Below are 25,837 nucleotides of genomic sequence, written 5' to 3' on the forward strand. Positions count from 1 at the left end.
CAATTTTATGCTTTGCATGTTTATACATGAATATTCTTATCTTGTACAAAACTTGTACAAAGGGCAAAAGTAAATAGGTAAAGGAGGGGAAAAATACTACATGGAGAATATTTCCGAACTTTGGAGTAAAGCTTTAGAAGAGATCGAAAAGAAAATAAGTAAGCCTAGTTATGAGACATGGCTAAAATCAACTAAAGCACATACTATTCAAGGTGACACTCTAACCATAACCGCTCCAAATGAGTTTGCAAGAGATTGGTTAGAATCTCGCTACCTGCATTTAATTGCCGATACAATCTACCAGTTAACTGGAGAAGAATTTGCAATAAAATTTATTATTCCTCAAAATCAAACAGATGATGAATTTGTATCACATTCGCCTGTTAAGTCTGCTAATAAAAATGGCGAGGAACAAATAGAACTTCATCAAAATATGCTTAATCCAAAATATACGTTTGATACATTTGTTATCGGCTCAGGTAACCGATTTGCCCATGCTGCATCACTAGCTGTAGCTGAAGCACCAGCAAAAGCATATAATCCTTTATTTATTTATGGAGGAGTAGGATTAGGTAAAACTCACTTAATGCATGCAATCGGACATTATGTAATTGATCATAAACCTTCAGCAAAGGTTGTTTATTTATCCTCAGAAAAATTTACAAATGAATTTATTAATTCCATCCGAGACAACAAAGCGGTTGATTTTAGAAATAAATATCGTAGTGTAGACGTTCTTTTAATCGATGATATTCAATTCCTTGCTGGAAAAGAACAAACGCAAGAGGAATTTTTCCATACTTTTAACACATTGCATGAGGAAAGTAAGCAAATCGTTATTTCAAGTGACCGTCCTCCAAAGGAAATACCAACTCTTGAGGACAGACTGCGTTCACGATTTGAATGGGGCTTAATCACTGATATAACTCCCCCAGATTTAGAAACTAGAATTGCTATTTTACGAAAAAAAGCAAAAGCAGAAGGCCTTGATATCCCAAATGAGGTCATGCTGTATATTGCAAATCAAATTGATTCAAATATTCGTGAATTAGAAGGAGCACTTATTCGAGTTGTTGCTTATTCATCTCTTATTAACAAAGATATTAATGCTGATTTAGCAGCGGAAGCATTAAAAGATATCATTCCTAATTCAAAGCCGAAAATCATTTCTATTAGTGATATTCAACGTATAGTTGGCCAAGAATATCAAGTGAAACTAGAGGATTTCAAAGCTAAAAAGCGCACAAAATCTGTGGCTTTCCCTAGGCAAATTGCCATGTATTTATCAAGAGAATTAACAGACTCTTCCCTCCCGAAAATTGGCGAGGAATTCGGCGGTCGTGATCATACAACAGTTATCCATGCCCATGAAAAAATTTCTAAACTGCTTCAAACTGATGAACAACTTCAAAGACAGCTAAAAGAAATTACCGGCATCCTTAAAGGTTCTTAGAAAATACATTTTATACGGGACTTAAAAATGTGAATAACTACTAAAGATTTATACACAGTCTGTCCACATGTGGATAGGCTGTGTTTCCTTTCGTTTATACAGGTTATCCACATTTCCACAGTCCCTACTATTACTATTACTTTATTTTTATAAATAATATATATAACTATTCCTTAAAAAAAAGCATGAAAAAGGAGGAATTATTCATGAAATTTATTATACAGCGTGACAAGTTAGTCCAAAGCGTTCAAGACGTTATGAAAGCTGTATCGTCAAGAACAACGATTCCTATTTTGACTGGTATAAAAATTGTTGCTAATACAGAAGGTGTTACGTTAACTGGAAGTGACTCTGATATATCGATCGAATCGTTTATTCCTTCTGAAGAAAATGGAAATGAGATTGTCGAAATTCAGCAAACTGGAAGTATTGTCTTACAAGCTCGATTTTTCAGTGAAATTGTTAAAAAACTTCCGATGGATATTGTCGAAATCGAAGTAGGAAATCACCAATCAACTGTTATTCGTTCTGGAAAAGCGGAATTTAACTTAATCGGTTTAGATGCAGAGGAATATCCGCATTTACCACAAATTGAAGAAAATAATGTATTCAAAATTCCTACGGATTTGTTAAAAGCAATGATTCGTCAAACCGTTTTTGCTGTATCAACCTCTGAAACAAGACCGATTTTAACAGGGGTCAACTGGAAGTTAGATAATGATGATCTTGTTTGTATAGCTACAGACAGTCACCGTTTAGCATTAAGGAAAGCGAAAATTAATACAGAAATTCAAAGTTCTTATAATGTTGTCATACCGGGAAAAAGTTTAAGTGAACTAAGCAAAATTTTAGATGATACAAGCGACTTAGTAGAGATTGTTATTACTGAAAATCAAGTATTATTTAAAGCAGAAAACCTTCTATTTTTCTCAAGATTACTTGATGGGAATTATCCAGATACTTCCCGCTTAATTCCTTCAGAAAGTAAAACTAATTTGACAATCAATTCAAAAGAATTTCTACAAGCAATTGATCGTGCATCTTTACTTGCGAAAGAAGCTAGAAATAATGTCGTTAAATTAACGACACTATCTCAAGGAATGATTGAGATTTCATCAAATTCACCAGAGATAGGAAAAGTAAGTGAAGAAATCCAAACGTCAGAAATTCAAGGGGAAGAATTAAAAATTTCCTTTAGCGCAAAATACGTAATGGATGCATTAAAAGCACTTGAAGGTACTGAGATAAATGTCGATTTTACAGGGGCTATGAGACCGTTTCTTATCCGCACAACACATGATGACTCTATGCTCCAATTGATATTGCCTGTAAGAACATACTAATAACTAAATATATAGATTTAAGAGGACTGGCACGTTGTCAGCCTCTTTTATTTTTTGCTGGGTTTTATCTAGGAATAGAAAGTGTTTAAAAGAGGTATGGTTCTTTAGGACTAGAATCAACTATATACAGGTTTATTTGTTTGTCTGGAGTGGACAAGAGGTTGAAAGTACTAGGATACTTGTATTTTGAGAATGATATTTAGTAAAATATAAAGTTAGAGACTACTGAAGGAAGGTGGTTCACTATGGTAAAACAAGTTAAGATTGATTCAGAGTATATTACATTAGGACAATTTTTAAAACTTGCTGAAGTGATACAATCTGGCGGAATGGCAAAATGGTTTTTAGCCGAGTATGAAATTTTTGTGAATAATGAACCGGAAAATCGTCGAGGGAAAAAACTTAGAGATGGTGATTTGGTTTATATCCCTGATTTTGGTACATATATCGTGAAAAATTAAAGTTGGTGTACAAAATTTGTATATAAATGAGCTGAAATTAAAAAATTATCGAAACTATCATGATTTAACGATCCAGTTTGAAAATAAAGTTAATGTCATCCTTGGTGAGAATGCACAGGGGAAAACAAATGTAATGGAATCAATCTATGTTCTTGCCATGGCGAAATCACATCGAACGTCAAATGATAAAGAACTGATTCGTTGGAATGAAGAATATGCTAAAATAGAAGGTAGAGTAGAAAAATACAATCGATCAACCGCACTCCAATTAGTCATATCCAAAAAAGGAAAAAAAGCAAAACTAAATCATATTGAACAAGAAAAATTAAGCCAGTATGTTGGAGCAATGAATGTGATAATGTTTGCACCTGAGGATTTGAATTTAGTTAAAGGAAGTCCCCAAGTGAGAAGAAGATTTATAGATATGGAAATTGGCCAGGTTTCAGCAATTTATCTTCATGATTTAAGCCGTTATCAAAAAATTATGCAGCAAAGAAATCATTATTTGAAATTATTACAAATGAGAAAGCAAACAGACCATACGATGCTTGATGTGCTGACTGCTCAATTATGTGAAGCTGCTGCAAAGATTATCCATAAACGACTACAATTTATTTCTAAGCTCCAAAAATGGGCAGGTCCTATTCATTCAGGGATAAGTAGAGGTTTAGAAACATTGGTCATTAAATATAAACCATCTGTAGACGTATCAGAAGATCATGATTTGACGAAAATGGTAGAAGTATATGAACAAAAATTTGCTAAAATAAAAGAAAAAGAAATTGAACGTGGTGCAACACTTGCAGGACCCCATCGAGATGACCTCACTTTTTTTGTAAATGATCATGATGTCCAAACATATGGATCACAAGGTCAACAAAGAACAACGGCTCTATCACTAAAATTAGCGGAAATAGATTTAATCTATAGTGAAATCGGGGAATATCCTATTCTTTTACTTGATGATGTCTTATCAGAATTAGATGATTACAGGCAATCACACTTGTTAAATACAATACAAGGGAAGGTGCAAACCTTTGTCACGACAACGAGTGTTGAAGGTATCGACCATCAAACGTTAAAAGAGGCAGCTACATTTCATGTTGCTTCAGGAGAACTTTTAGACGATAAATGAGGTGATTAAAATGTATATTCATCTAGGAGACAATTTTGTTGTCCCCTCTAAAGAGGTTGTCATGATTCTTGATCGTCATTCCTCAAAGAGTTCTTCTATTGTTTCGGAATTTTTGACAAAACAAGCAGATAAAATTGTTCGGCTTACTAAAAGTGATGCAAAATCAGTTGTTGTTACGATGGATAAAATTTATTTTTCCCCTTTGTCATCAAGTACATTAAAAAAACGAGCACATTTTGCTTTTGATATAGATAAATAACAAGTATTTTTATTGATTATAGAATAGTGCAACACAATCAATATTTTACGCCCGGGTCCCCTTGGGAAATCTCTTTTATATAGAGTTCATTTCTCACCAAGGGCTTGTGCGTTTCTTCGTAAAAGTAAGCTTTAGGAAAAGTGTAGGTGAATTAGTGTGACGATCGAAGATAATCAAGTTCAACAGCAATCATATGATGCAGATCAGATCCAAGTATTAGAAGGTTTAGAAGCGGTACGTAAACGACCTGGGATGTATATCGGTTCAACTAGTTCAAAAGGGCTTCACCATCTAGTATGGGAGATTGTTGATAATAGTATAGACGAAGCATTAGCTGGTTATTGTGATGAAATCAACGTTATAATTGAGGAAGATAACAGTATAACTGTAAAAGATAATGGACGTGGAATTCCTGTAGGAATGCATGAAAAAATGGGTCGTCCAGCAGTTGAAGTTATTATGACCGTATTACATGCCGGCGGAAAGTTTGGCGGCGGAGGCTACAAGGTATCAGGCGGGCTTCATGGAGTAGGTGCGTCTGTTGTTAACGCCCTTTCAACAGAATTAACTGTAACTGTCTACCGTGAAGGTAAAATACACTTTCAAAAGTTTGAAAAGGGTGTTCCTGCTGGTGATTTACAAGTAATTGGCGAATCAGAATTAACTGGAACAACTACACATTTTAAACCAGATTCAGAGATTTTCACTGAAACAACAATATACGATTATGAAATACTAGCAAATCGTATCAGAGAGTTAGCATTCCTTAATCGAGGCCTAAAAATAACGCTTGAAGACAAACGTGAAAACAAACGAAACAACGAATATCACTATGAAGGCGGTATTAAATCATATGTAGAACATTTAAACCGTACTCGTGAAGTGATCCATGATGAACCTGTTTATATTGAAGGTGCGAAAGACGGAATTACTGCGGAAGTTGCCATTCAATATAACGATAGTTACACGAGTAACCTTTATTCTTTCGCTAATAATATTCATACCTATGAAGGCGGAACACATGAAGCGGGATTTAAAACAGCTCTAACTCGAGTAATTAATGACTATGCGAGAAGAAGCAAAATCTTTAAAGAAAATGATGATAATCTTTCAGGTGAAGATGTGCGGGAAGGGATTACTGCCATCATTTCAATAAAACATCCTGATCCACAGTTTGAAGGGCAAACAAAGACAAAACTCGGTAACTCAGAAGTCCGAACAGTGACAGACTCTATCTTTTCGGAGGCATTTGATAAGTTTTTATTAGAAAATCCTAATGTTGCTAAAAAAATTGTAGATAAAGGACTTATGGCAGCTAGAGCTCGTCTTGCTGCTAAAAAGGCCCGCGAATTAACGAGAAGGAAAAGTGCGCTTGAAATTTCCAGCCTTCCTGGGAAGTTAGCAGATTGTTCTTCAAAGGATCCTTCTATTAGTGAAATCTATATCGTTGAGGGGGACTCTGCTGGTGGTTCTGCTAAACAAGGGAGAGACAGACATTTCCAAGCAATCCTGCCATTAAGAGGAAAGATACTCAACGTTGAAAAAGCAAGACTGGATAAAATTTTATCTAATAATGAAATTAGAGCCATTATCACGGCATTAGGTACTGGGATTGGAGAAGACTTTGATATCTTAAAAGCTCGTTATCATAAAGTCGTTATTATGACAGATGCTGATGTCGATGGTGCGCATATTCGTACACTGCTACTAACCTTCTTTTATCGCTATATGCGCCAAATATTAGAACAGGGATACATCTATATTGCCCAGCCGCCACTTTACAAAATTCAGCAGGGCAAACGGATTGAATATGCCTATAATGATGCCCAGCTAAATAAGTACTTAGCGGAGATGCCTCAACAGCCTAAACCTGGTATCCAGCGATACAAAGGTTTAGGAGAGATGAATCCAGGGCAGCTTTGGGAAACAACAATGAATCCGGAGTCGCGTACATTACTCCAAGTTACACTGGAGGATGCGATTGACGCAGATGAAACATTTGACACGTTAATGGGAGATAAAGTAGAGCCTCGTCGAAACTTTATTGAGGAAAATGCACAATATGTTAAAAATTTAGATATTTAGGTGAAAAGCACCTCATTTTGGTGAGGTGCTTTTCATTTTTTGATCCAAGAATTATATTCAAAAGATGAGGGATGTCGTGAAAGGGAACGACCGGAAAATTCTGTTAACTAGTTAATTATCTATGAATTTGATGTGTAATCCTTCTCCAATATTGATATAATGGAGAGTAGACTATTAGAACAATATTCTTCAATTGAGTATGAAAGATTTCTTTACAATAAATTTTTATTAGGCTCTCCCAATTTTAAAACGTAAAAAAGACTAAGGGAGGTTATCTTAGTATGTCGGAAAATCAAAACTCACACGTTATTGAGAGAAATATTAGCAGTGAAATGAGAGAATCATTTTTAGGTTATGCAATGAGTGTTATTGTTTCCCGTGCATTGCCAGATGTTCGCGATGGATTAAAACCTGTTCATCGCCGAATTCTTTATGCAATGAATGATTTAGGGATGACATCAGATAAACCATTTAAAAAATCAGCGCGTATCGTCGGTGAAGTAATTGGTAAATATCACCCGCATGGAGATTCGGCTGTTTATGAAACAATGGTTCGTATGGCACAAGACTTTAATTTCCGTTATATGTTGGTAGATGGACACGGGAATTTCGGTTCTGTTGATGGAGATTCTGCAGCAGCGATGCGTTATACTGAAGCGCGTATGTCGAAAATTTCCATGGAATTAATTCGTGATATTAACAAGGACACAATTGATTACCAGGATAACTATGACGGCTCGGAAAGGGAACCAGTTGTTCTTCCAGCTAGATTTCCAAACCTATTAGTTAACGGTGCGACGGGAATTGCAGTTGGTATGGCTACAAATATCCCTCCGCATCAACTTGGAGAAGTAATTGACGGTGTGCTGGCAATTAGCAAGGACCCAGACATCACAATACCTGAATTGATGGAAATTATCCCTGGACCTGATTTCCCAACTTCTGGACAAATAATTGGCAGAAGTGGAATACGTAAGGCTTATGAAACAGGCAGAGGTTCAATCACCATTCGAGCTAAGGTGGAGATTGAGGAAAAGGCTTCAGGAAAACAAGTAATTATCGTAAAAGAAATCCCTTATCAAGTAAACAAAGCAAAGCTTGTTGAAAAAATTGCAGAACTCGTGCGAGATAAGAAAATTGACGGGATTACCGATTTACGTGATGAATCAGACCGTAATGGAATGCGAATTGTGATTGAGGTTAGAAAGGATGCAAATGCAAACGTTCTGCTCAATAATCTTTATAAACAAACAGCATTACAAACTAGTTTTGGTATTAATATGCTCTCTTTAGTCGATGGCCATCCAAAGGTCCTTAACTTAAAACAAATGCTATTTTATTATCTGGAGCATCAAAAGGTAGTCATTAAGCGAAGAACAGCTTTTGAATTACGTAAAGCGGAGGCGCGTGCACATATTCTTGAGGGATTAAGGATTGCACTAGACCATTTAGATGCAGTGATTGCGTTAATTCGAAGTTCTCAAACGACGGATATTGCCCGCAATGGATTAATGGAGCAATTTTCGCTTAGTGAAAAACAAGCACAAGCAATATTGGATATGAGACTTCAACGTTTAACCGGTTTAGAAAGAGAAAAAATTGAAGAGGAATACCAATCACTTGTAAAATTAATTGCTGAATTAAAGGCGATTTTGGCAGACGAAGAAAAAGTACTTTCTATCATTCGCGATGAGCTTACAGAAATTAAAGAGCGATTCAACGATGAGCGTCGTACAGAAATAGTTGCCGGCGGGATAGAAAATATCGAAGATGAGGATTTAATTCCAATTGAGAATATTGTTATTACGCTAACTCATAACGGCTATATTAAACGTCTCCCATTATCAACCTATCGTACACAAAAACGTGGTGGACGAGGTATTCAAGGAATGGGAACGAATGAGGATGACTTTGTTGCGCAGCTCCTTACTACGTCAACACATGATACGATTTTATTCTTTACAAACAAAGGGAAAGTTTACCGAGCGAAAGGCTATGAAATTCCTGAATACAGCCGAACAGCTAAAGGTCTCCCGATCATAAACTTATTAAGCGTAGAAAAAGATGAATGGGTTAACGCGATTATCCCTGTTTCTGAATTTGCTGATGACTGGTTCTTATTCTTTACAACAAAAGAGGGAATCTCAAAACGTTCACCATTATCACAATTTGCCCATATAAGAAATAATGGATTAATCGCAGTAGGTCTGCGTGAAGCAGATGAACTGATTTCAGTAAAATTAACAGATGGATCTAAAGATATCATTATAGGGACAAAGAATGGTATGCTTATACGTTTCCCTGAAACAGACGTTCGATCAATGGGACGTACAGCAAGCGGTGTGAAAGGTATTACACTAGATTCAGATGATGAAGTAGTTGGAATGGAAATTCTTGAGGAAGACGTAGATGTATTAATTGTTACAAGCAATGGATATGGTAAACGAACTCCTTCTGAAGAATATAGAACCCAAAGCCGTGGAGGTAAGGGATTAAAGACATGTAATATCACTGATAAAAATGGTCAAGTCGTTTCTGTTAAAGCCGCAACAGGAGAAGAAGACTTAATGCTAATAACAGCTAGCGGTGTTATTATTCGGATGGATGTCTCGACCATTTCAACAATGGGAAGAAATACTCAAGGTGTTAAACTCATTAAATTAGATGAAAATGTCGTTGTTTCTACTGTTGCTTTAGTTGAAAAAGAGGAAGACGAAATAGAGCAAGCAGAAGAAGGTGAAACACCGGAAACACCAGAAACACCAGAAACACCAGAAGAATAAAACGATAAAAAACCGACTCGTAAAAGAGTCGGTTTTTTATTTAGTATGCAAACCCATAATAAAATTACGTATAAAATAGGAAAAATGATCTATTAATAAACATTTTTACCTATTTTTAGTTATAATGAACAAGGGGGGATGCTTGTGAGAATACATGTTGAACAATTACAAGATGGATGCATTTTATCTCAAAATATCATTTCAGATACAAATAGACCGCTGGCATACAAAACAACAGTTGTAGATCAACACATCAAAGCTGCTCTACAAGCTTTTTTGATTAAAGAAATAGAAGTAGAGAGTTTTCTTGATAATGGGGAAAAATTTCAACCTGATTATTTTTTGGATGAAAATGAAAAAGTTTTGGATCAAATGATTGATTCAATAGTTGAAAAATCTTTCTATCAACTTTATTTTGAGGCTGTCAAAGCCTTTAAACAGCTTTATCTTAGCTGGCAATCAGGTGCATTGCTAGATATAGCTAAAGTACGTCAATTGATTATTCCCTTAGTAGAAAAGATAGAAGGTAACGAGGAAGAGATTATTAAACTTTATCATCATAGTAAACAGGAAGACTATATTTATCATCATTCTATCTCTGTTGCGTTGCTTAGTGCTCTTTTAGGAAAAAAATTAAAGTATAAACAGGGGGACATGAATCAAATTGCATTAACTGGATTATTATGTGATTGTGGAATGTCAAAGATAACACCTAATATTCTTACTAAACATATAACATTAACTGAAAACGAGTATAGAGATGTTAAACAACACCCTGTTCATAGCTATAATTTACTTAAAAAAATAATGTCGATTAAAGAAGGAGTAAAGATGGGGGTATTACAACATCACGAAAGGATAGATGGCAGCGGATATCCTTTAAGTGTAAAAGGTGATAAGCTTCATCCCTACAGTAAAATAGTAGCTCTAGCAGATACATATCAAGCAATGGTATCTGTTCGACCTTATCGTAATAAACAGTCCCCATTTAAAGTATTAGAGCAAATTCTGCAAGATGAATTTGGTAAATTTGATATGAACGTCGTAAATGAATTAAAAAAGATCATTATTAAATTCTCGGTCGGAACAAAGGTAAAGCTTTCTAACGGTATTGAAGCCGAAATTGTTTTTGTGGATGAACAAAATCCAACCAGACCTATAGTAAAATCAATACATTTAAATGATATCCTTTCATTAAAGGATAAGAGAGAGCTATTTATTGAAGACGTTTTATAAAAAAATGCTCTGAATGTGTTGACTTAGTAAAGTTATGCTGATATACTTCTTAAAGTCAGCCAAACAGAGCATAGTTGTTCTGAAAAAAATATTCATTTAACTATTGACTTCGAGTATAGTTAAATGTTATATTAATGAAGTCGCCTTTGAGCGAATGACTAAAAAGTTCTTTGAAAACTAAACAAAACCAAGCGTGCCAACGTTAATTTCGATTAACAAAACAACGTACTACGAAGTACAATTTTATGAGCTACATCAACTCTTTATTGGAGAGTTTGATCCTGGCTCAGGACGAACGCTGGCGGCGTGCCTAATACATGCAAGTCGAGCGAATCTGAGGGAGCTTGCTCCCAAAGATTAGCGGCGGACGGGTGAGTAACACGTGGGTAACCTGCCTGTAAGATTGGGATAACTCCGGGAAACCGGAGCTAATACCGGATAACATGTCGAACCGCATGGTTCGACATTGAAAGATGGCTTCGGCTATCACTTACAGATGGACCCGCGGCGCATTAGCTAGTTGGTGAGGTAACGGCTCACCAAGGCGACGATGCGTAGCCGACCTGAGAGGGTGATCGGCCACACTGGGACTGAGACACGGCCCAGACTCCTACGGGAGGCAGCAGTAGGGAATCTTCCGCAATGGACGAAAGTCTGACGGAGCAACGCCGCGTGAACGATGAAGGCCTTCGGGTCGTAAAGTTCTGTTGTTAGGGAAGAACATGTACCAGAGTAACTGCTGGTACCTTGACGGTACCTAACCAGAAAGCCACGGCTAACTACGTGCCAGCAGCCGCGGTAATACGTAGGTGGCAAGCGTTGTCCGGAATTATTGGGCGTAAAGCGCGCGCAGGTGGTTTCTTAAGTCTGATGTGAAAGCCCACGGCTCAACCGTGGAGGGTCATTGGAAACTGGGGAACTTGAGTGCAGAAGAGGAAAGTGGAATTCCAAGTGTAGCGGTGAAATGCGTAGAGATTTGGAGGAACACCAGTGGCGAAGGCGACTTTCTGGTCTGTAACTGACACTGAGGCGCGAAAGCGTGGGGAGCGAACAGGATTAGATACCCTGGTAGTCCACGCCGTAAACGATGAGTGCTAAGTGTTAGAGGGTTTCCGCCCTTTAGTGCTGCAGCAAACGCATTAAGCACTCCGCCTGGGGAGTACGGTCGCAAGACTGAAACTCAAAGGAATTGACGGGGGCCCGCACAAGCGGTGGAGCATGTGGTTTAATTCGAAGCAACGCGAAGAACCTTACCAGGTCTTGACATCCCACTGACCGGTATAGAGATATACCTTTCCCTTCGGGGACAGTGGTGACAGGTGGTGCATGGTTGTCGTCAGCTCGTGTCGTGAGATGTTGGGTTAAGTCCCGCAACGAGCGCAACCCTTGATCTTAGTTGCCAGCATTCAGTTGGGCACTCTAAGGTGACTGCCGGTGACAAACCGGAGGAAGGTGGGGATGACGTCAAATCATCATGCCCCTTATGACCTGGGCTACACACGTGCTACAATGGATGGTACAAAGGGCTGCAAGACTGCGAAGTCAAGCCAATCCCATAAAACCATTCTCAGTTCGGATTGCAGGCTGCAACTCGCCTGCATGAAGCCGGAATCGCTAGTAATCGCGGATCAGCATGCCGCGGTGAATACGTTCCCGGGCCTTGTACACACCGCCCGTCACACCACGAGAGTTTGTAACACCCGAAGTCGGTGGGGTAACCGTAAGGAGCCAGCCGCCTAAGGTGGGACAGATGATTGGGGTGAAGTCGTAACAAGGTAGCCGTATCGGAAGGTGCGGCTGGATCACCTCCTTTCTAAGGAAAATGAGGCACACTTGGTTTTTGTTTAGTTTTGAGAGAACTTTGTTCTCCAATGATATATTCATAGAGATGGGCCTATAGCTCAGCTGGTTAGAGCGCACGCCTGATAAGCGTGAGGTCGATGGTTCGAGTCCATTTAGGCCCACCATCTCAAAGAAAACGGGGCCTTAGCTCAGCTGGGAGAGCGCCTGCTTTGCACGCAGGAGGTCAGCGGTTCGATCCCGCTAGGCTCCACCAATGTTCCTTGAAAACTAGATAACGATAACAATTCAAGTAATTCACTGAGTTTAAACGCTTAGTTTAGTGATTCTCTTAATAATGATTAAAATGACATTTTTAATGTCAAAGGTTAAGTTGTTAAGGGCGCACGGTGGATGCCTTGGCACTAGGAGCCGATGAAGGACGGTACTAACACCGATATGCTTCGGGGAGCTGTAAGTAAGCTTTGATCCGGAGATTTCCGAATGGGGGAACCCACTGCTCGTAATGGAGTAGTATTTTCACCTGAATACATAGGGTGATAAAGGCAGACCCGGGGAACTGAAACATCTAAGTACCCGGAGGAAGAGAAAGCAAACGCGATTTCCCAAGTAGCGGCGAGCGAAACGGAATTAGCCCAAACCAAGAGGCTTGCCTCTTGGGGTTGTAGGACACTCTATACGGAGTTACAAAGGAACGGAGTAAATGAAGAGGTCTGGAAAGGCCCGTCAAAGAAGGTAACAACCCTGTAGTTGAAACTTCGTTCCCTCCAGAGTGGATCCTGAGTACGGCGGGACACGTGAAATCCCGTCGGAAGCAGGGAGGACCATCTCCCAAGGCTAAATACTCCCTAGTGACCGATAGTGAACCAGTACCGTGAGGGAAAGGTGAAAAGCACCCCGGAAGGGGAGTGAAAGAGATCCTGAAACCGTGTGCCTACAAGTAGTCAAAGCCCGTTAATGGGTAATGGCGTGCCTTTTGTAGAATGAACCGGCGAGTTACGATCCCGTGCAAGGTTAAGTTGATGAGACGGAGCCGCAGCGAAAGCGAGTCTGAATAGGGCGAAAGAGTACGTGGTCGTAGACCCGAAACCAGGTGATCTACCCATGTCCAGGGTGAAGTTCAGGTAACACTGAATGGAGGCCCGAACCCACGCACGTTGAAAAGTGCGGGGATGAGGTGTGGGTAGCGGAGAAATTCCAATCGAACTTGGAGATAGCTGGTTCTCTCCGAAATAGCTTTAGGGCTAGCCTTGAAATTGAGAGTCTTGGAGGTAGAGCACTGATTGGACTAGGGGCCCCCATCGGGTTACCGAATTCAGTCAAACTCCGAATGCCAAAGACTTATGTTCAGGAGTCAGACTGCGAGTGATAAGATCCGTAGTCAAGAGGGAAACAGCCCAGACCACCAGCTAAGGTCCCAAAGTATACGTTAAGTGGAAAAGGATGTGGAGTTGCTTAGACAACCAGGATGTTGGCTTAGAAGCAGCCACCATTTAAAGAGTGCGTAATAGCTCACTGGTCGAGTGACTCTGCGCCGAAAATGTACCGGGGCTAAACGTATCACCGAAGCTGTGGATTGTTCTTACGAACAATGGTAGGAGAGCGTTCTAAGGGCTGTGAAGCTAGACCGGAAGGACTAGTGGAGCGCTTAGAAGTGAGAATGCCGGTATGAGTAGCGAAAGAGGGGTGAGAATCCCCTCCACCGAATGCCTAAGGTTTCCTGAGGAAGGCTCGTCCGCTCAGGGTTAGTCGGGACCTAAGCCGAGGCCGAAAGGCGTAGGCGATGGACAACAGGTTGAAATTCCTGTACCACCTCCTCACCATTTGAGCAATGGGGGGACGCAGAAGGATAGGGTAAGCGCGCTGTTGGATTAGCGCGTCCAAGCAGTTAGGCTGATAACGAGGCAAATCCCGTTGTCGTAAAGGCTGAGCTGTGATGGCGAGGGAAATATAGTACCGAAGTTCCTGATTCCACACTGCCAAGAAAAGCCTCTAGCGAGGTGAGAGGTGCCCGTACCGCAAACCGACACAGGTAGGCGAGGAGAGAATCCTAAGGTGAGCGAGAGAACTCTCGTTAAGGAACTCGGCAAAATGACCCCGTAACTTCGGGAGAAGGGGTGCTTTTTCAGGGCTTGCCCTGCGAAAAGCCGCAGTGAATAGGCCCAGGCGACTGTTTAGCAAAAACACAGGTCTCTGCGAAGCCGCAAGGCGAAGTATAGGGGCTGACGCCTGCCCGGTGCTGGAAGGTTAAGGGGAGAGGTTAGCGCAAGCGAAGCTTTGAACCGAAGCCCCAGTAAACGGCGGCCGTAACTATAACGGTCCTAAGGTAGCGAAATTCCTTGTCGGGTAAGTTCCGACCCGCACGAAAGGCGTAACGATCTGGGCACTGTCTCAACGAGAGACTCGGTGAAATTATAGTACCTGTGAAGATGCAGGTTACCCGCGACAGGACGGAAAGACCCCGTGGAGCTTTACTGTAGCCTGATATTGAATTTTGGTACAGCTTGTACAGGATAGGTAGGAGCCTGAGAAGCCGGAGCGCTAGCTTCGGTGGAGGCGTCGGTGGGATACTACCCTGGCTGTATTGAAATTCTAACCCGCAGCCCTTATCGGGCTGGGAGACAGTGTCAGGTGGGCAGTTTGACTGGGGCGGTCGCCTCCTAAAATGTAACGGAGGCGCCCAAAGGTTCCCTCAGAATGGTTGGAAATCATTCGTAGAGTGTAAAGGCACAAGGGAGCTTGACTGCGAGACCTACAAGTCGAGCAGGGACGAAAGTCGGGCTTAGTGATCCGGTGGTTCCGCATGGAAGGGCCATCGCTCAACGGATAAAAGCTACCCCGGGGATAACAGGCTTATCTCCCCCAAGAGTCCACATCGACGGGGAGGTTTGGCACCTCGATGTCGGCTCATCGCATCCTGGGGCTGTAGTCGGTCCCAAGGGTTGGGCTGTTCGCCCATTAAAGCGGTACGCGAGCTGGGTTCAGAACGTCGTGAGACAGTTCGGTCCCTATCCGTCGTGGGCGTAGGAAATTTGAGAGGAGCTGTCCTTAGTACGAGAGGACCGGGATGGACGCACCGCTGGTGTACCAGTTGTCTTGCCAAAGGCATAGCTGGGTAGCTATGTGCGGAAGGGATAAGTGCTGAAAGCATCTAAGCATGAAGCCCCCCTCAAGATGAGATTTCCCATAGCGTAAGCTAGTAAGATCCCTGAAAGATGATCAGGTTGATAGGTCAGAGGTGGAAGCGCGGTGACGTGTGGAGCTGACTGATACTAATCGATCGAGGACTTAACCTAAATAGAAAAGCGGAAGAAGCCCGCTTAAATCCATAGGGCATTGGAGCGCTCGAGAAGAAGTCGTACTTTGACTTCGCAGGAGAGTGTGAAATGACCGTAGGATTTGGCTTCTGGAGCTGGACAATGTAAGAGTATAAACTCAGTTGAGTGAATTGAATTGTGAATCGTTATCTAGTTTTGAAGGAATATCCCTTCAAACTTAATATTATTTGGTGACGATGGCGAAGAGGTCACACCCGTTCCCATGCCGAACACGGAAGTTAAGCTCTTCAGCGCCGATGGTAGTTAGGGGTTTCCCCTTGTGAGAGTAGGACGTTGCCAAGTAAGAAGAGAGAAGATCAGTAGAGATACTGGTCTTTTTTTGTATTTATCTAGAAAAATTAATAAAAAATCGATAAGGCAAAAATTCTTCATCTTCAAGTCAACTATAAATGATGAATATAGAATTCAAAACGATCATGCCCCTGTGACAGGATAGGGGACTGTACGTTTTTGTTCTAGACAATATACGAATAGGACCATTGCTCAGTATTGAAAATAAACTCAGAAGAGCTGCTGGCCCTTTTTAATCGTTATTTAAAAAATTTAGGGAGGGAAAACTTGTTATTTATTATTATAACCCTACGTTAATTCATTTAAAGGAATAGAGATGGGGATACTGCTAGCTTTCAATTGTACTAATAAATAGGGATACCATACTATTTCATACAACCCTCAACTCATTTTTATTAAAGGCTATGCTCAATAAAATTTAACACAAAATAAGGGATCTTACGTTTTGCAATTTCCATGTATCTTAAAATAAATGGATAGTCATCATTTGAAGAACCTAAAAGGAGATCATACCACCACTCTGTTTCATAACGTGAGATCATACTAAGATTATATAATATTAAGTAATGAATAAGAATTTCAGGCAACTTTGATAGCCTGTCTCTCGATGTTGGCAGGTAAAATTCTCCATTATCAATATGAAAAGAAAACGGCGTACAGTTATATATTGTTAAAGGATTAGTATTTTTTAGTATGGCTTCATCCTTTGAAGCCGTTGTTACAGTGTAATATGGATACCGTTCTTGTAGGTATTCTGCGAATCGATTTGCCGACAAGTGAAAAAGTTGTGCTGTTTTTTCTGGAATGATGAGTTTATCTTGTATCTTTTCAATTTGAACAAAATTGCTTTTTGAATGGTGGAAGAAAAAAACATCATCCATTTCAGCAATTTGCCCTAATAAAAATTCCATTGAATATTTATCAGTATCAAGTAGATTAAGCTGGAAAAGTTTGTTTACTACATGGGAAAACAACCCATTCCGTTGGATTTTTATTTCGTCCTTTAAAAAATGATAATGTTGTTTTTTCCGTTTTCTACTTGAGACACCATGAGCAAGAACTGAAGAAGTGGCAGGATATTCTGGATCTATGATAATCAAACATGCTTTTAATAACTGTGAAATTCCATAAAACAATAACATCGGCTGAATAGCATGTGGTGATTGATTAGCTTGTATGAAAAAATTCTCTCCATGTTTAAGGTAATAAACAAATCTGTAACAGTTATCATATGAAAGACCACTTGCATTTTCCAAGGAAAAATTCCTATAACAAATTTCTAATTTTTTTTGGACAGTTTCTGAGGAATGATAAGAAAGTAAACGTTCCCAAATCAATGCAGTCAATAATTGTACACTCCATTCAATTAATTCTAAATATTTAAACTGTTTGCTCCTTTCTTGACAGTCGTTATGAGTGTTGATAATCTACTAATAATATTTTGCCGAAAAAAGGGGGATTTACTATGTGGGAACAAAAATTTTCTAAAGAAGGCTTAACTTTTGATGACGTATTATTAATACCAGCTAAATCTGAGGTATTACCGAGGGATGTTGACATGAGTGTTCAGTTAACACCTAGCTTAAAGCTTAATATTCCAATTATGAGTGCTGGTATGGATACTGTAACTGAGGCTGAGCTTGCTATTGCAATAGCAAGACAAGGTGGATTAGGTGTCATTCATAAAAATATGTCAATTGAACAACAAGCTGAGCAAATTGACAAAGTAAAGCGTTCTGAAAGAGGAGTTATTACAGATCCATTTTATTTAACTCCAGAACACCAAGTTTTCGATGCAGAGCATTTAATGGGCAAATATCGAATTTCTGGAGTTCCAGTTGTAAACAACCCTGAGGAACAAAAGCTCGTTGGTATTATCACAAACCGTGATATGCGTTTTATTCAAGATTACTCGATTAAAATTAGCGATGTCATGACAAAAGAAAATCTTGTTACTGCGGCTGTCGGAACAACTTTGAAAGAGGCTGAAGGTATTTTACAAAAACACAAAATTGAAAAATTACCTTTAGTTGATGATCATGGAGTATTAAAAGGATTAATAACAATTAAAGATATTGAAAAAGTCATTGAATTTCCAAATTCAGCTAAAGATGACCAAGGTCGTTTAATTGTGGCAGGTGCTGTTGGTGTAACCGGGGACTCAATGCTGCGAGTTAAGAAATTAGTAGAAAAAAATGTTGATGCTATTGTAGTTGACACTGCACATGGACACTCTAAAGGTGTTTTAGAAACAGTTAAAGCAATTCGTGAAGAATATCCTTCATTGAACATTATTGCCGGAAATGTAGCAACTGCTGAAGCGACAAAGGCATTAATTGAAGCGGGAGCTAATGTAGTAAAAGTAGGAATTGGACCTGGTTCTATTTGTACGACACGAGTTGTTGCCGGTGTTGGTGTTCCGCAAATTACGGCTATATATGATTGTGCGACAGAAGCAAGAAAACATGGTGTAGCAATTATTGCTGATGGTGGAATTAAATATTCTGGAGACATGGTAAAAGCTATTGCTGCTGGCGGACATGCTGTTATGCTGGGCAGTCTTCTTGCTGGAACGTCAGAAAGTCCTGGAGAGACTGAAATATTCCAAGGCAGACGTTTTAAAGTATACCGTGGTATGGGTTCTGTTGCTGCGATGGAAAAAGGAAGTAAAGATCGTTATTTCCAAGAAGACAATAAAAAGTTTGTTCCAGAAGGAATTGAAGGCAGAACACCTTACAAAGGACCATTATCAGAAACAATTTATCAACTTGTTGGCGGTATTAGATCTGGTATGGGATATTGCGGTTCAAAAAATCTTGAGGAACTTCGAGAAAATTCACAATTTGTACGTATGACAGGTGCAGGATTAAAAGAAAGTCATCCACATGATGTACAAATTACTAAAGAAGCACCAAACTATTCACTATAATTCGTAAAACCAAATATATTTCGAATTCACGTTAAATATGTCAGAACTATAACAATTGACAGAGTCCCCGACTCTGTCTATTTTTTTTGGGTGTTCTATGTTAAAATCATTCTTGTTGTTTATGGATATAAACAGATGTTTTTAATATAGATAAAATAAAATTTTGGAGGGAGAACTTTTGAACAACATAAGTATGAGAAAATTGATTGCATTATTATTTGCATTCACATTTGTTGTTTCCACAATTAGTCCATTTGCAACTGCCAGTGCTGCAGAAGCACCTATTTCCGTTAATGCGAAGTCTGCAATCATCATTGAAGAATCTACAGGTACAATTCTTTATGGGAAAAATATAGATGAGATGCTGCCTGTTGCTAGTATGGCAAAGGTAATGACTGAATACCTAGTACATGAAGCGATTGCAAATAAAAAAATAACTTGGGATCAAATATATACACCTAGTGAATATGTATATAAAATTTCCCAAAATCGTGATCTTTCAAACGTTCCTTTAAGACAGGATGGGTCGTATAATGTAAAAGAGTTATATGAAGCAATGGCTATTTATTCTGCTAATGGAGCAGCAATAGCTCTAGCTGAAATTATTGCAGGTTCAGAATCAGCTTTTGTAAAAATGATGAATGAAAAAGCGAAGGAACTTGGGTTAACAAATTATGAATTTGTTAATGCGACAGGATTGGAAAATAAAGATCTTCAAGGTATGCATCCAGATGGAACAAATGCTGACTCAGAAAATAAGTTATCAGCTCGTGATATGGCCTTATTATCGCAAAAATTAATTCAAGATTTCCCGGAAGCTCTTGAAACGGCTAGTACTCCTAAAGCTGTATTTAGAGAGGGAACAGATGATGCAACAAATATGCCAAACTGGAATTGGATGCTCCCAGGGTTAGTTTATGAATATGAAGGTGTAGATGGTTTAAAGACAGGGTCAACTAGTAATGCAGGATCAAATTTTACTGGAACAGCAATGAAAAATGGGATGCGCGTCATCTCTGTTGTCATGAATGCTCAAGGTAAATCACTACATGAATCAAGGTTCGTGGAAACGAAAATAATGCTAGACTATGCTTTTAATACATTTAAAGTGAAGGAAGTATACCCAGCTAATTATCAAATTGAAAAACAATCTACAATCCCGGTTGTAAAAGGGAAAGAAGATAATGTTTCAATTCACACAAAAGATCCACTTACTCTAGTAGTGAAAAATGGCGAAGAAAATGCGTATAAGCCTTCTTTTAAAATTGATGAGAGTCTGCTTACAAAAGAAGGTGAACTGACAGCACCAATTGAAAAAGGTCAAAAAGTTGGTTCAATGGTTGTTAGCTATGAAGGTAAAGGCGAGGCATTGGGCTTTATCGAAAAAAATAAGTCACCACAAGTAGACCTTGTTACAAAGGAAGCAGTAGAAAAAGCAAATTGGTTTGTTTTATCTATGAGAGGAATCGGTGGATTCTTTAGCGGACTATGGGGAAGTGTAACAGATACAGTTAAAGGCTGGTTTTAAAAAAAAGACTCCTAATCGGGGGCTGTTGACAATTAAATAGGAATTTCTAAAACCTGTGTAGAATTTTATCCTATACAGGTTTTTTTATGGGGGGATTTCTTATGATGGGCCGTAAAGAAGAAACGCAAGGGAAATTGGAGTTTATTGATTTAAACTCGTTTGTTCCTTCTGATCATGTTTTGAGAATCATTCAGGAGAAGATTGACTTCTCCTTTATCTATAAGAAGATGGAAAAGTATTATTCAAAGGTTGGACGAAAATCTCTAGATCCGGTGCTGTTATTTAAAATGATCTTGATTGGCTATTTATTCAATATTGATTCCGAACGACAGCTGGAAAAGGAAGTGATCCTAAACCTTGCGTACCGCTGGTTCTTAGGACTGGATTTGACTGATCCCGTCCCCGATCATTCCGTATTTAGCCAAAACCGGCGCAGACGATTTAAAGATGGGAAAGTATTTCAGGAAATCTTTGACCACATTATTCAGCTCTGTGTTGATAAAGGGATCGTAACCGGAGAAGTCATCGTCACTGATTCGACTCATATCAAAGCGAGTGCAGCGAAAGACAAAGTTCAAAAAGTGGAAGTGACCCAAACCCCTTCCCAGTACCTGAATACGCTTGAAGAAGAAGCAAAAAAGATCGAGATGGAACTGGAAGAGAAACGAAAAGAAGCAGGCACACAAAAACGCGGTCGAAAACCTAAAGGCCCAATAACCATTACCACTTCAGTGGTGACAACTGATCCAGATTCCGGTTTGCTGAACCGTCCAGGGAAACCAGGCGGCCCCCATTATTTAGCGCATACAAGCATTGATGCGGCAAATGGCATTATTGTCGATATTCATCCAACGGCTGGAAACCTCAATGATTGTGAACTCTTTGTTGAAAGGCTCAACGTGACCCAGGAAAAGTTCGGTTTGGATATTAAAAAGGCAGGAGCCGACCGAGGGTATGACACCACCCCGATTTATCATGGACTGAATTCTCTTGGAATTATCGGATACATCAGTCCCACCGAATCCAATTCGGCTTCTGACTCCACGTCTTATAGAGAATTTACCTATATTGGCGAAAGGGATGCTTACATTTGTCTCAATCAAAAGGTGTTGAGCTTTACTCACCTAGCCCAATCGAAGAAAGGACAATACATAAAAACGTATTCAGCGAAGGCCAGAGACTGTAAAGTCTGTCCATTAAGAGATTCTTGTTTTGGACCCACAGCCAGTAAACGGACGATTGGCCGTCCAATTGCCCATGAGCTACTGGAAGCAAATGCAGAAAGAGCGAAAACAAATGAATATAAATGGGTTCAAAAACTAAGAAGGGTGTGGTGTGAAGGATCCTTTGGTACGATGAAGATGAAGCATAACTTATATAAAACCTATAAAAGGGGCATTGAAAAAATCTTGGAACAATGTCTCTTTTCTGCGTTGGCTTTAAACTTAAAACGAATGATAAAGGTGTTAGATTAACCTAGAAAGGATGAAAGAAAGAAGGTAAAACGACCGATTAGCTAAGAAAATATAACAAAAGGGAAAGGAGCAAACGCTCCTTTCCCCTTTGTCAACAGCCCCTAATCGGGAGTCTTTTTTTTTGAAAAAATGATAGAGATTCGTAACAAAAATACATATATAATAGCAAAAATGATAGAATAGTGGATGATTTAGGAATTGTTTAACTAATTGCATTAATTTCTATATGATTTTTTTATAAGTTAGGATAAAATATAGCTTAGGTGAATTTTAATCAACTCTATTACAAATCCTATGCTTAGGAAATTACATAAGGGGGACAAACAGAATGAGTAATACAACAGGTACTGATCGCGTAAAACGTGGGATGGCAGAAATGCAAAAAGGCGGCGTCATTATGGACGTTGTTAATGCAGAGCAAGCTAAAATTGCTGAGGAAGCTGGTGCAGTAGCAGTAATGGCGCTTGAGCGTGTTCCTGCAGATATCCGTGCTGCTGGCGGAGTTGCTAGAATGGCAGATCCTACAATCGTTGAAGAAGTAATGAATGCAGTTTCTATCCCGGTAATGGCAAAGGCACGTATTGGACACATCGTGGAAGCTCGTGTGCTTGAAGCAATGGGAGTAGACTACATTGATGAAAGTGAAGTACTGACTCCTGCAGATGAAGAATTCCATTTACTAAAAAGTGAGTTCACAGTTCCTTTCGTATGTGGATGCCGTGATTTAGGTGAAGCAACTCGCCGTATTGCTGAAGGTGCTTCAATGCTTCGTACAAAAGGTGAGCCTGGTACAGGAAACATTGTTGAAGCTGTGCGTCATATGCGTAAAGTAAATGCACAAATTCGCAAGGTAGTTGCTATGAGTGTAGATGAATTAATGACAGAAGCAAAAAATCTTGGTGCTCCATTTGAACTTCTTCTTCAAATTAAAAAAGAAGGAAAATTACCAGTAGTTAACTTTGCAGCAGGTGGTGTAGCGACTCCAGCAGATGCTGCGTTAATGATGCAGCTAGGTGCAGATGGTGTATTTGTTGGTTCAGGTATTTTTAAATCTGAAAATCCAGCTAAATTTGCTCGTTCAATCGTTGAAGCAACGACACACTATCAAGACTATGAACTAATTGCTAAGCTTTCAAAAGGCCTAGGTTCAGCAATGCAAGGAATCGAAATTTCTAGTCTTTTACCTGAGCAAAGAATGCAAGAGCGCGGTTGGTAATTAAAAGGAGTTATTAAAATGCTAAAAATCGGTGTTTTAGGATTACAAGGCGCTGTAAGAGAACATATTCATTCAATCGAAGCATGTGGTGCTGAAGGCGTAGTCGTTAAGAACGTCAGCCAGCTAGAAGAGGTTGATGGACTAATTATTCCAGGCGGAGAAAGTACAACAATGCGTCGCCTTATTGATAAATATGATTTTATGGAGCCTTTAAAGAAGTTTGCTCAAGATGGAAAGCCTATGTTTGGCACATGTGCTGGTTTAATTATTCTTGCAAAAAATCTTGTCGGATATAGTGAACCACATTTAGGAGTGCTAGATGTAACGGTAGAACGTAATTCATTTGGACGACAAAAGGATAGCTTTGAGGCTGAGCTAATGATTACGGGTGTCGGTGAAGACTTTGTAGGCGTTTTTATTCGTGCTCCACACATTGTTGAAGTTGGAGAAGATGTTGAAATCTTATCAAAGCATAATGGCCGTATCGTTGCAGCACGTCAAGGACAGTTTCTTGGATGTTCATTCCATCCTGAATTAACGGATGATCATCGCATGACTCAATTATTCATTAATATGGTAAAAGAGTCGAAGTAGTAGTATAAAAAACTTGAAGATGCTGTATACTTGTAGTAAATTATCATTACTCAATCAAATATGTAAACATGTTGATAGGAACTAGTAGCAGGATATTCTATCTGTAGAGAGCCGATGGTTGGTGGAAATCGGTGTTAGATACTTGCGAATCCATCCTTGAATGAATCGCTGAACTAATATTCTGTTAAAGTAGGCAATTCCGGTTATGACCGTTATTCATTAAGTGAAAGATACTTCATGTGTCTTTAACTAGGGTGGCAACGCGGGTAACTCTCGTCCCTTTTGGGGATGGGAGTTTTTTGTTGTTTAAAAATATAGGGTTATTTCCTAAAAAAAGGAGAATGAGACATGCTTGATATTAAGTATTTACGGACTAATTTTGAAGAAGTGAAAGAAAAATTATCTAATCGAGGCGAGGATCTAACTGACTTCGGTAAATTTGAAGAGCTAGATATGAAGAGAAGAGAGTTAATCTCTCTTACAGAAGAATTAAAAAGCAAACGAAATGAAGTATCTTCTCAAATCGCGCAATTAAAAAGAGAAAAACAAGATGCAGATCATTTAATCAAAGAGATGAAAGAAGTTGGCGATAACATTAAAGGTTATGATGATCAATTGCGTGAGGTTGAAGCTGAATTAGATACGTTACTTTTATCAATTCCAAATATCCCGCATGAAAGTGTTCCTATCGGTGACACAGAAGATGATAACATTGAGATTCGAAAATGGGGTGAGCTTCCTGAATTTGAATTTGAACCGAAGCCACACTGGGAAGTAGCTGATTCATTACAAATTTTAGATTTTGAAAGAGCCGGTAAAGTAACCGGAAGCCGCTTCGTATTTTACCGCGGTCTAGGTGCTAGACTTGAAAGAGCGCTTTATAGCTTTATGCTTGATCTTCATGTTGATGAACATGGTTATACAGAAATTTTACCGCCATTCATTGTAAATCGCGAAAGTATGACTGGTACTGGTCAATTACCGAAATTTGAGGAAGATGCATTCAAAATTGCTGGGGAGAATTACTTTTTAATTCCAACTGCCGAAGTTCCAGTAACAAACTTACATCGTGAAGAAATTTTAACTGTTGAACAGTTACCTATTAGTTATGTTGCATATAGTGCAAACTTCCGTTCAGAGGCAGGATCTGCTGGAAGAGATACGCGGGGCCTAATTCGTCAACATCAATTTAATAAAGTTGAACTTGTTAAATTTGTTAAGCCAGAGGATTCATATGAGGAGCTTGAAAAGCTGACAGGGCACGCTGAAAAGGTGCTTCAGCTATTAGGGTTGCCATACCGTGTATTAAGCATGTGTACAGCTGATTTAGGCTTCACAGCTGCTAAGAAATATGATCTTGAAGTTTGGCTCCCAAGCTATGGGACGTATCGTGAGATTTCTTCTTGCAGTAACTTTGAGGCATTCCAAGCACGACGTGCAAACATTCGCTTCAGACGCGATCCAAAGGCAAAGGTTGAACATGTTCATACTCTGAATGGTTCTGGTTTGGCAATCGGAAGAACGGTTGCGGCTATTTTAGAAAATTATCAGCAAGAGGATGGTTCTGTCATTATTCCTGAAGTATTAAGACCATACATGGGGAATAAGGAACGAATTTGTTTATAGGAATTAGAATATTTGTGTACGAGAGAAGACTTTATGGCACAGACTTCTCTCGTATTATGTATCGTTCTTTAGTAAGCAGGATAGCCTATAAAAAAGCATATCATTTTTTTATGAAAAAAGTTTATATTTAGTTGACAAGCATATTGATAATGTGTTAAATTAATTCTTGTCAATACGGAGGAATACCCAAGTCCGGCTGAAGGGATCGGTCTTGAAAACCGACAGGGGTGTCAAAGCCCGCGGGGGTTCGAATCCCCCTTCCTCCTCCATAATTTTAAATTTAAA

The 25,837-nt window shown here is 39.3% G+C and carries 15 protein-coding genes, 3 tRNA genes, 3 rRNA genes and 1 other annotated feature; of the genes, 20 read left to right on the forward strand and 1 reads right to left on the reverse strand.

The window, feature by feature from the left end; all coding sequences use genetic code 11:
- Positions 1 to 100: 100 nt before the first annotated feature.
- The 13 genes from dnaA to rrf all read left to right on the forward strand — a co-directional run bounded on the left by dnaA (position 101) and on the right by rrf (position 16,175).
- Positions 101 to 1,453, forward strand: a complete 1,353-nt coding sequence (dnaA, locus tag GMB29_RS00005) for a chromosomal replication initiator protein DnaA (protein ID WP_136356336.1) — start codon at positions 101 to 103, stop codon at positions 1,451 to 1,453.
- A 206-nt stretch (positions 1,454 to 1,659) separates the two neighbouring features.
- Positions 1,660 to 2,796, forward strand: coding sequence for a DNA polymerase III subunit beta (gene dnaN, locus GMB29_RS00010; protein ID WP_136356338.1), 1,137 nt, complete (start codon positions 1,660 to 1,662; stop codon positions 2,794 to 2,796).
- A gap of 245 nt (positions 2,797 to 3,041) precedes the next feature.
- Positions 3,042 to 3,257, forward strand: a complete 216-nt coding sequence (yaaA, locus tag GMB29_RS00015; RefSeq protein ID WP_136356340.1) for a S4 domain-containing protein YaaA — start codon at positions 3,042 to 3,044, stop codon at positions 3,255 to 3,257.
- 16 nt (positions 3,258 to 3,273) lie between these two features.
- Positions 3,274 to 4,392, forward strand: a complete 1,119-nt coding sequence (gene recF, locus GMB29_RS00020; RefSeq protein ID WP_136356342.1) for a DNA replication/repair protein RecF — start codon at positions 3,274 to 3,276, stop codon at positions 4,390 to 4,392.
- A gap of 10 nt (positions 4,393 to 4,402) precedes the next feature.
- Positions 4,403 to 4,651 carry an extracellular matrix regulator RemB gene (gene remB, locus GMB29_RS00025; protein WP_136356344.1) on the forward strand — a complete coding sequence of 83 codons (249 nt, stop codon included), beginning with the start codon at positions 4,403 to 4,405 and terminating at the stop codon, positions 4,649 to 4,651.
- 162 nt (positions 4,652 to 4,813) lie between these two features.
- Positions 4,814 to 6,736 (forward strand): DNA topoisomerase (ATP-hydrolyzing) subunit B, encoded by a 1,923-nt coding sequence (gene gyrB, locus GMB29_RS00030; protein ID WP_136356377.1) that lies wholly within the window; start codon positions 4,814 to 4,816, stop codon positions 6,734 to 6,736.
- Positions 6,737 to 7,017: 281 nt separating this feature from the next.
- On the forward strand, positions 7,018 to 9,519 hold the full coding sequence (gene gyrA, locus GMB29_RS00035; RefSeq protein WP_136356346.1) for a DNA gyrase subunit A: 2,502 nt from the start codon (positions 7,018 to 7,020) through the stop codon (positions 9,517 to 9,519).
- Positions 9,520 to 9,657: 138 nt separating this feature from the next.
- A complete protein-coding gene (locus GMB29_RS00040; RefSeq protein ID WP_227551440.1) occupies positions 9,658 to 10,755 on the forward strand; it encodes an HD-GYP domain-containing protein in 1,098 nt (365 codons plus the stop codon).
- 263 nt (positions 10,756 to 11,018) lie between these two features.
- Positions 11,019 to 12,568, forward strand: a 16S ribosomal RNA gene (locus tag GMB29_RS00045).
- Between the two features lie 77 nt (positions 12,569 to 12,645).
- Positions 12,646 to 12,722: transfer RNA gene (locus GMB29_RS00050), tRNA-Ile, on the forward strand.
- Positions 12,723 to 12,735: 13 nt separating this feature from the next.
- Positions 12,736 to 12,811, forward strand: a tRNA-Ala gene (locus tag GMB29_RS00055).
- Between the two features lie 110 nt (positions 12,812 to 12,921).
- Positions 12,922 to 15,851 (forward strand): 23S ribosomal RNA (locus GMB29_RS00060).
- Positions 15,852 to 16,059: 208 nt separating this feature from the next.
- Positions 16,060 to 16,175: ribosomal RNA gene (rrf, locus tag GMB29_RS00065) — 5S ribosomal RNA — on the forward strand.
- The 16S, 23S and 5S rRNA genes sit together here with 2 tRNA genes alongside, the layout of an rRNA operon.
- A 404-nt stretch (positions 16,176 to 16,579) precedes the next feature.
- On the opposite strand, the gene GMB29_RS00070 is transcribed toward rrf, so the two are convergent.
- Positions 16,580 to 17,530 (reverse strand): YaaC family protein, encoded by a 951-nt coding sequence (locus GMB29_RS00070; protein WP_168733991.1) that lies wholly within the window; start codon positions 17,528 to 17,530, stop codon positions 16,580 to 16,582.
- A gap of 119 nt (positions 17,531 to 17,649) precedes the next feature.
- Between GMB29_RS00070 and guaB the strand changes: the two genes are divergently transcribed.
- The 7 genes from guaB to GMB29_RS00105 all read left to right on the forward strand — a co-directional run bounded on the left by guaB (position 17,650) and on the right by GMB29_RS00105 (position 25,821).
- Positions 17,650 to 19,113, forward strand: a complete 1,464-nt coding sequence (gene guaB / locus GMB29_RS00075; RefSeq protein ID WP_136359147.1) for an IMP dehydrogenase — start codon at positions 17,650 to 17,652, stop codon at positions 19,111 to 19,113.
- Between the two features lie 178 nt (positions 19,114 to 19,291).
- Positions 19,292 to 20,641, forward strand: coding sequence for a D-alanyl-D-alanine carboxypeptidase family protein (locus GMB29_RS00080; protein ID WP_406600303.1), 1,350 nt, complete (start codon positions 19,292 to 19,294; stop codon positions 20,639 to 20,641).
- Between the two features lie 104 nt (positions 20,642 to 20,745).
- Positions 20,746 to 22,116: an IS1182 family transposase gene (locus GMB29_RS00085; RefSeq protein ID WP_168733990.1), complete on the forward strand. Its 1,371-nt coding sequence runs from the start codon at positions 20,746 to 20,748 to the stop codon at positions 22,114 to 22,116.
- Between the two features lie 328 nt (positions 22,117 to 22,444).
- Positions 22,445 to 23,332: a pyridoxal 5'-phosphate synthase lyase subunit PdxS gene (gene pdxS, locus GMB29_RS00090; RefSeq protein WP_136359143.1), complete on the forward strand. Its 888-nt coding sequence runs from the start codon at positions 22,445 to 22,447 to the stop codon at positions 23,330 to 23,332.
- An 18-nt stretch (positions 23,333 to 23,350) separates the two neighbouring features.
- Entirely contained in the window at positions 23,351 to 23,926 is a 576-nt protein-coding gene (pdxT, locus tag GMB29_RS00095) for a pyridoxal 5'-phosphate synthase glutaminase subunit PdxT (RefSeq protein WP_136359142.1), read from the forward strand.
- 62 nt (positions 23,927 to 23,988) lie between these two features.
- Positions 23,989 to 24,210, forward strand: a binding site (T-box leader).
- Between the two features lie 64 nt (positions 24,211 to 24,274).
- Complete coding sequence (serS, locus tag GMB29_RS00100) at positions 24,275 to 25,552, forward strand: serine--tRNA ligase (RefSeq protein ID WP_136359140.1); 1,278 nt, start codon at positions 24,275 to 24,277, stop codon at positions 25,550 to 25,552.
- A gap of 176 nt (positions 25,553 to 25,728) precedes the next feature.
- Positions 25,729 to 25,821 (forward strand) — tRNA-Ser (locus GMB29_RS00105).
- Positions 25,822 to 25,837: the final 16 nt, after the last annotated feature.

It is taken from the genome of Metabacillus sediminilitoris, assembly GCF_009720625.1.
Lineage (GTDB): Bacteria > Bacillota > Bacilli > Bacillales > Bacillaceae > Metabacillus > Metabacillus sediminilitoris.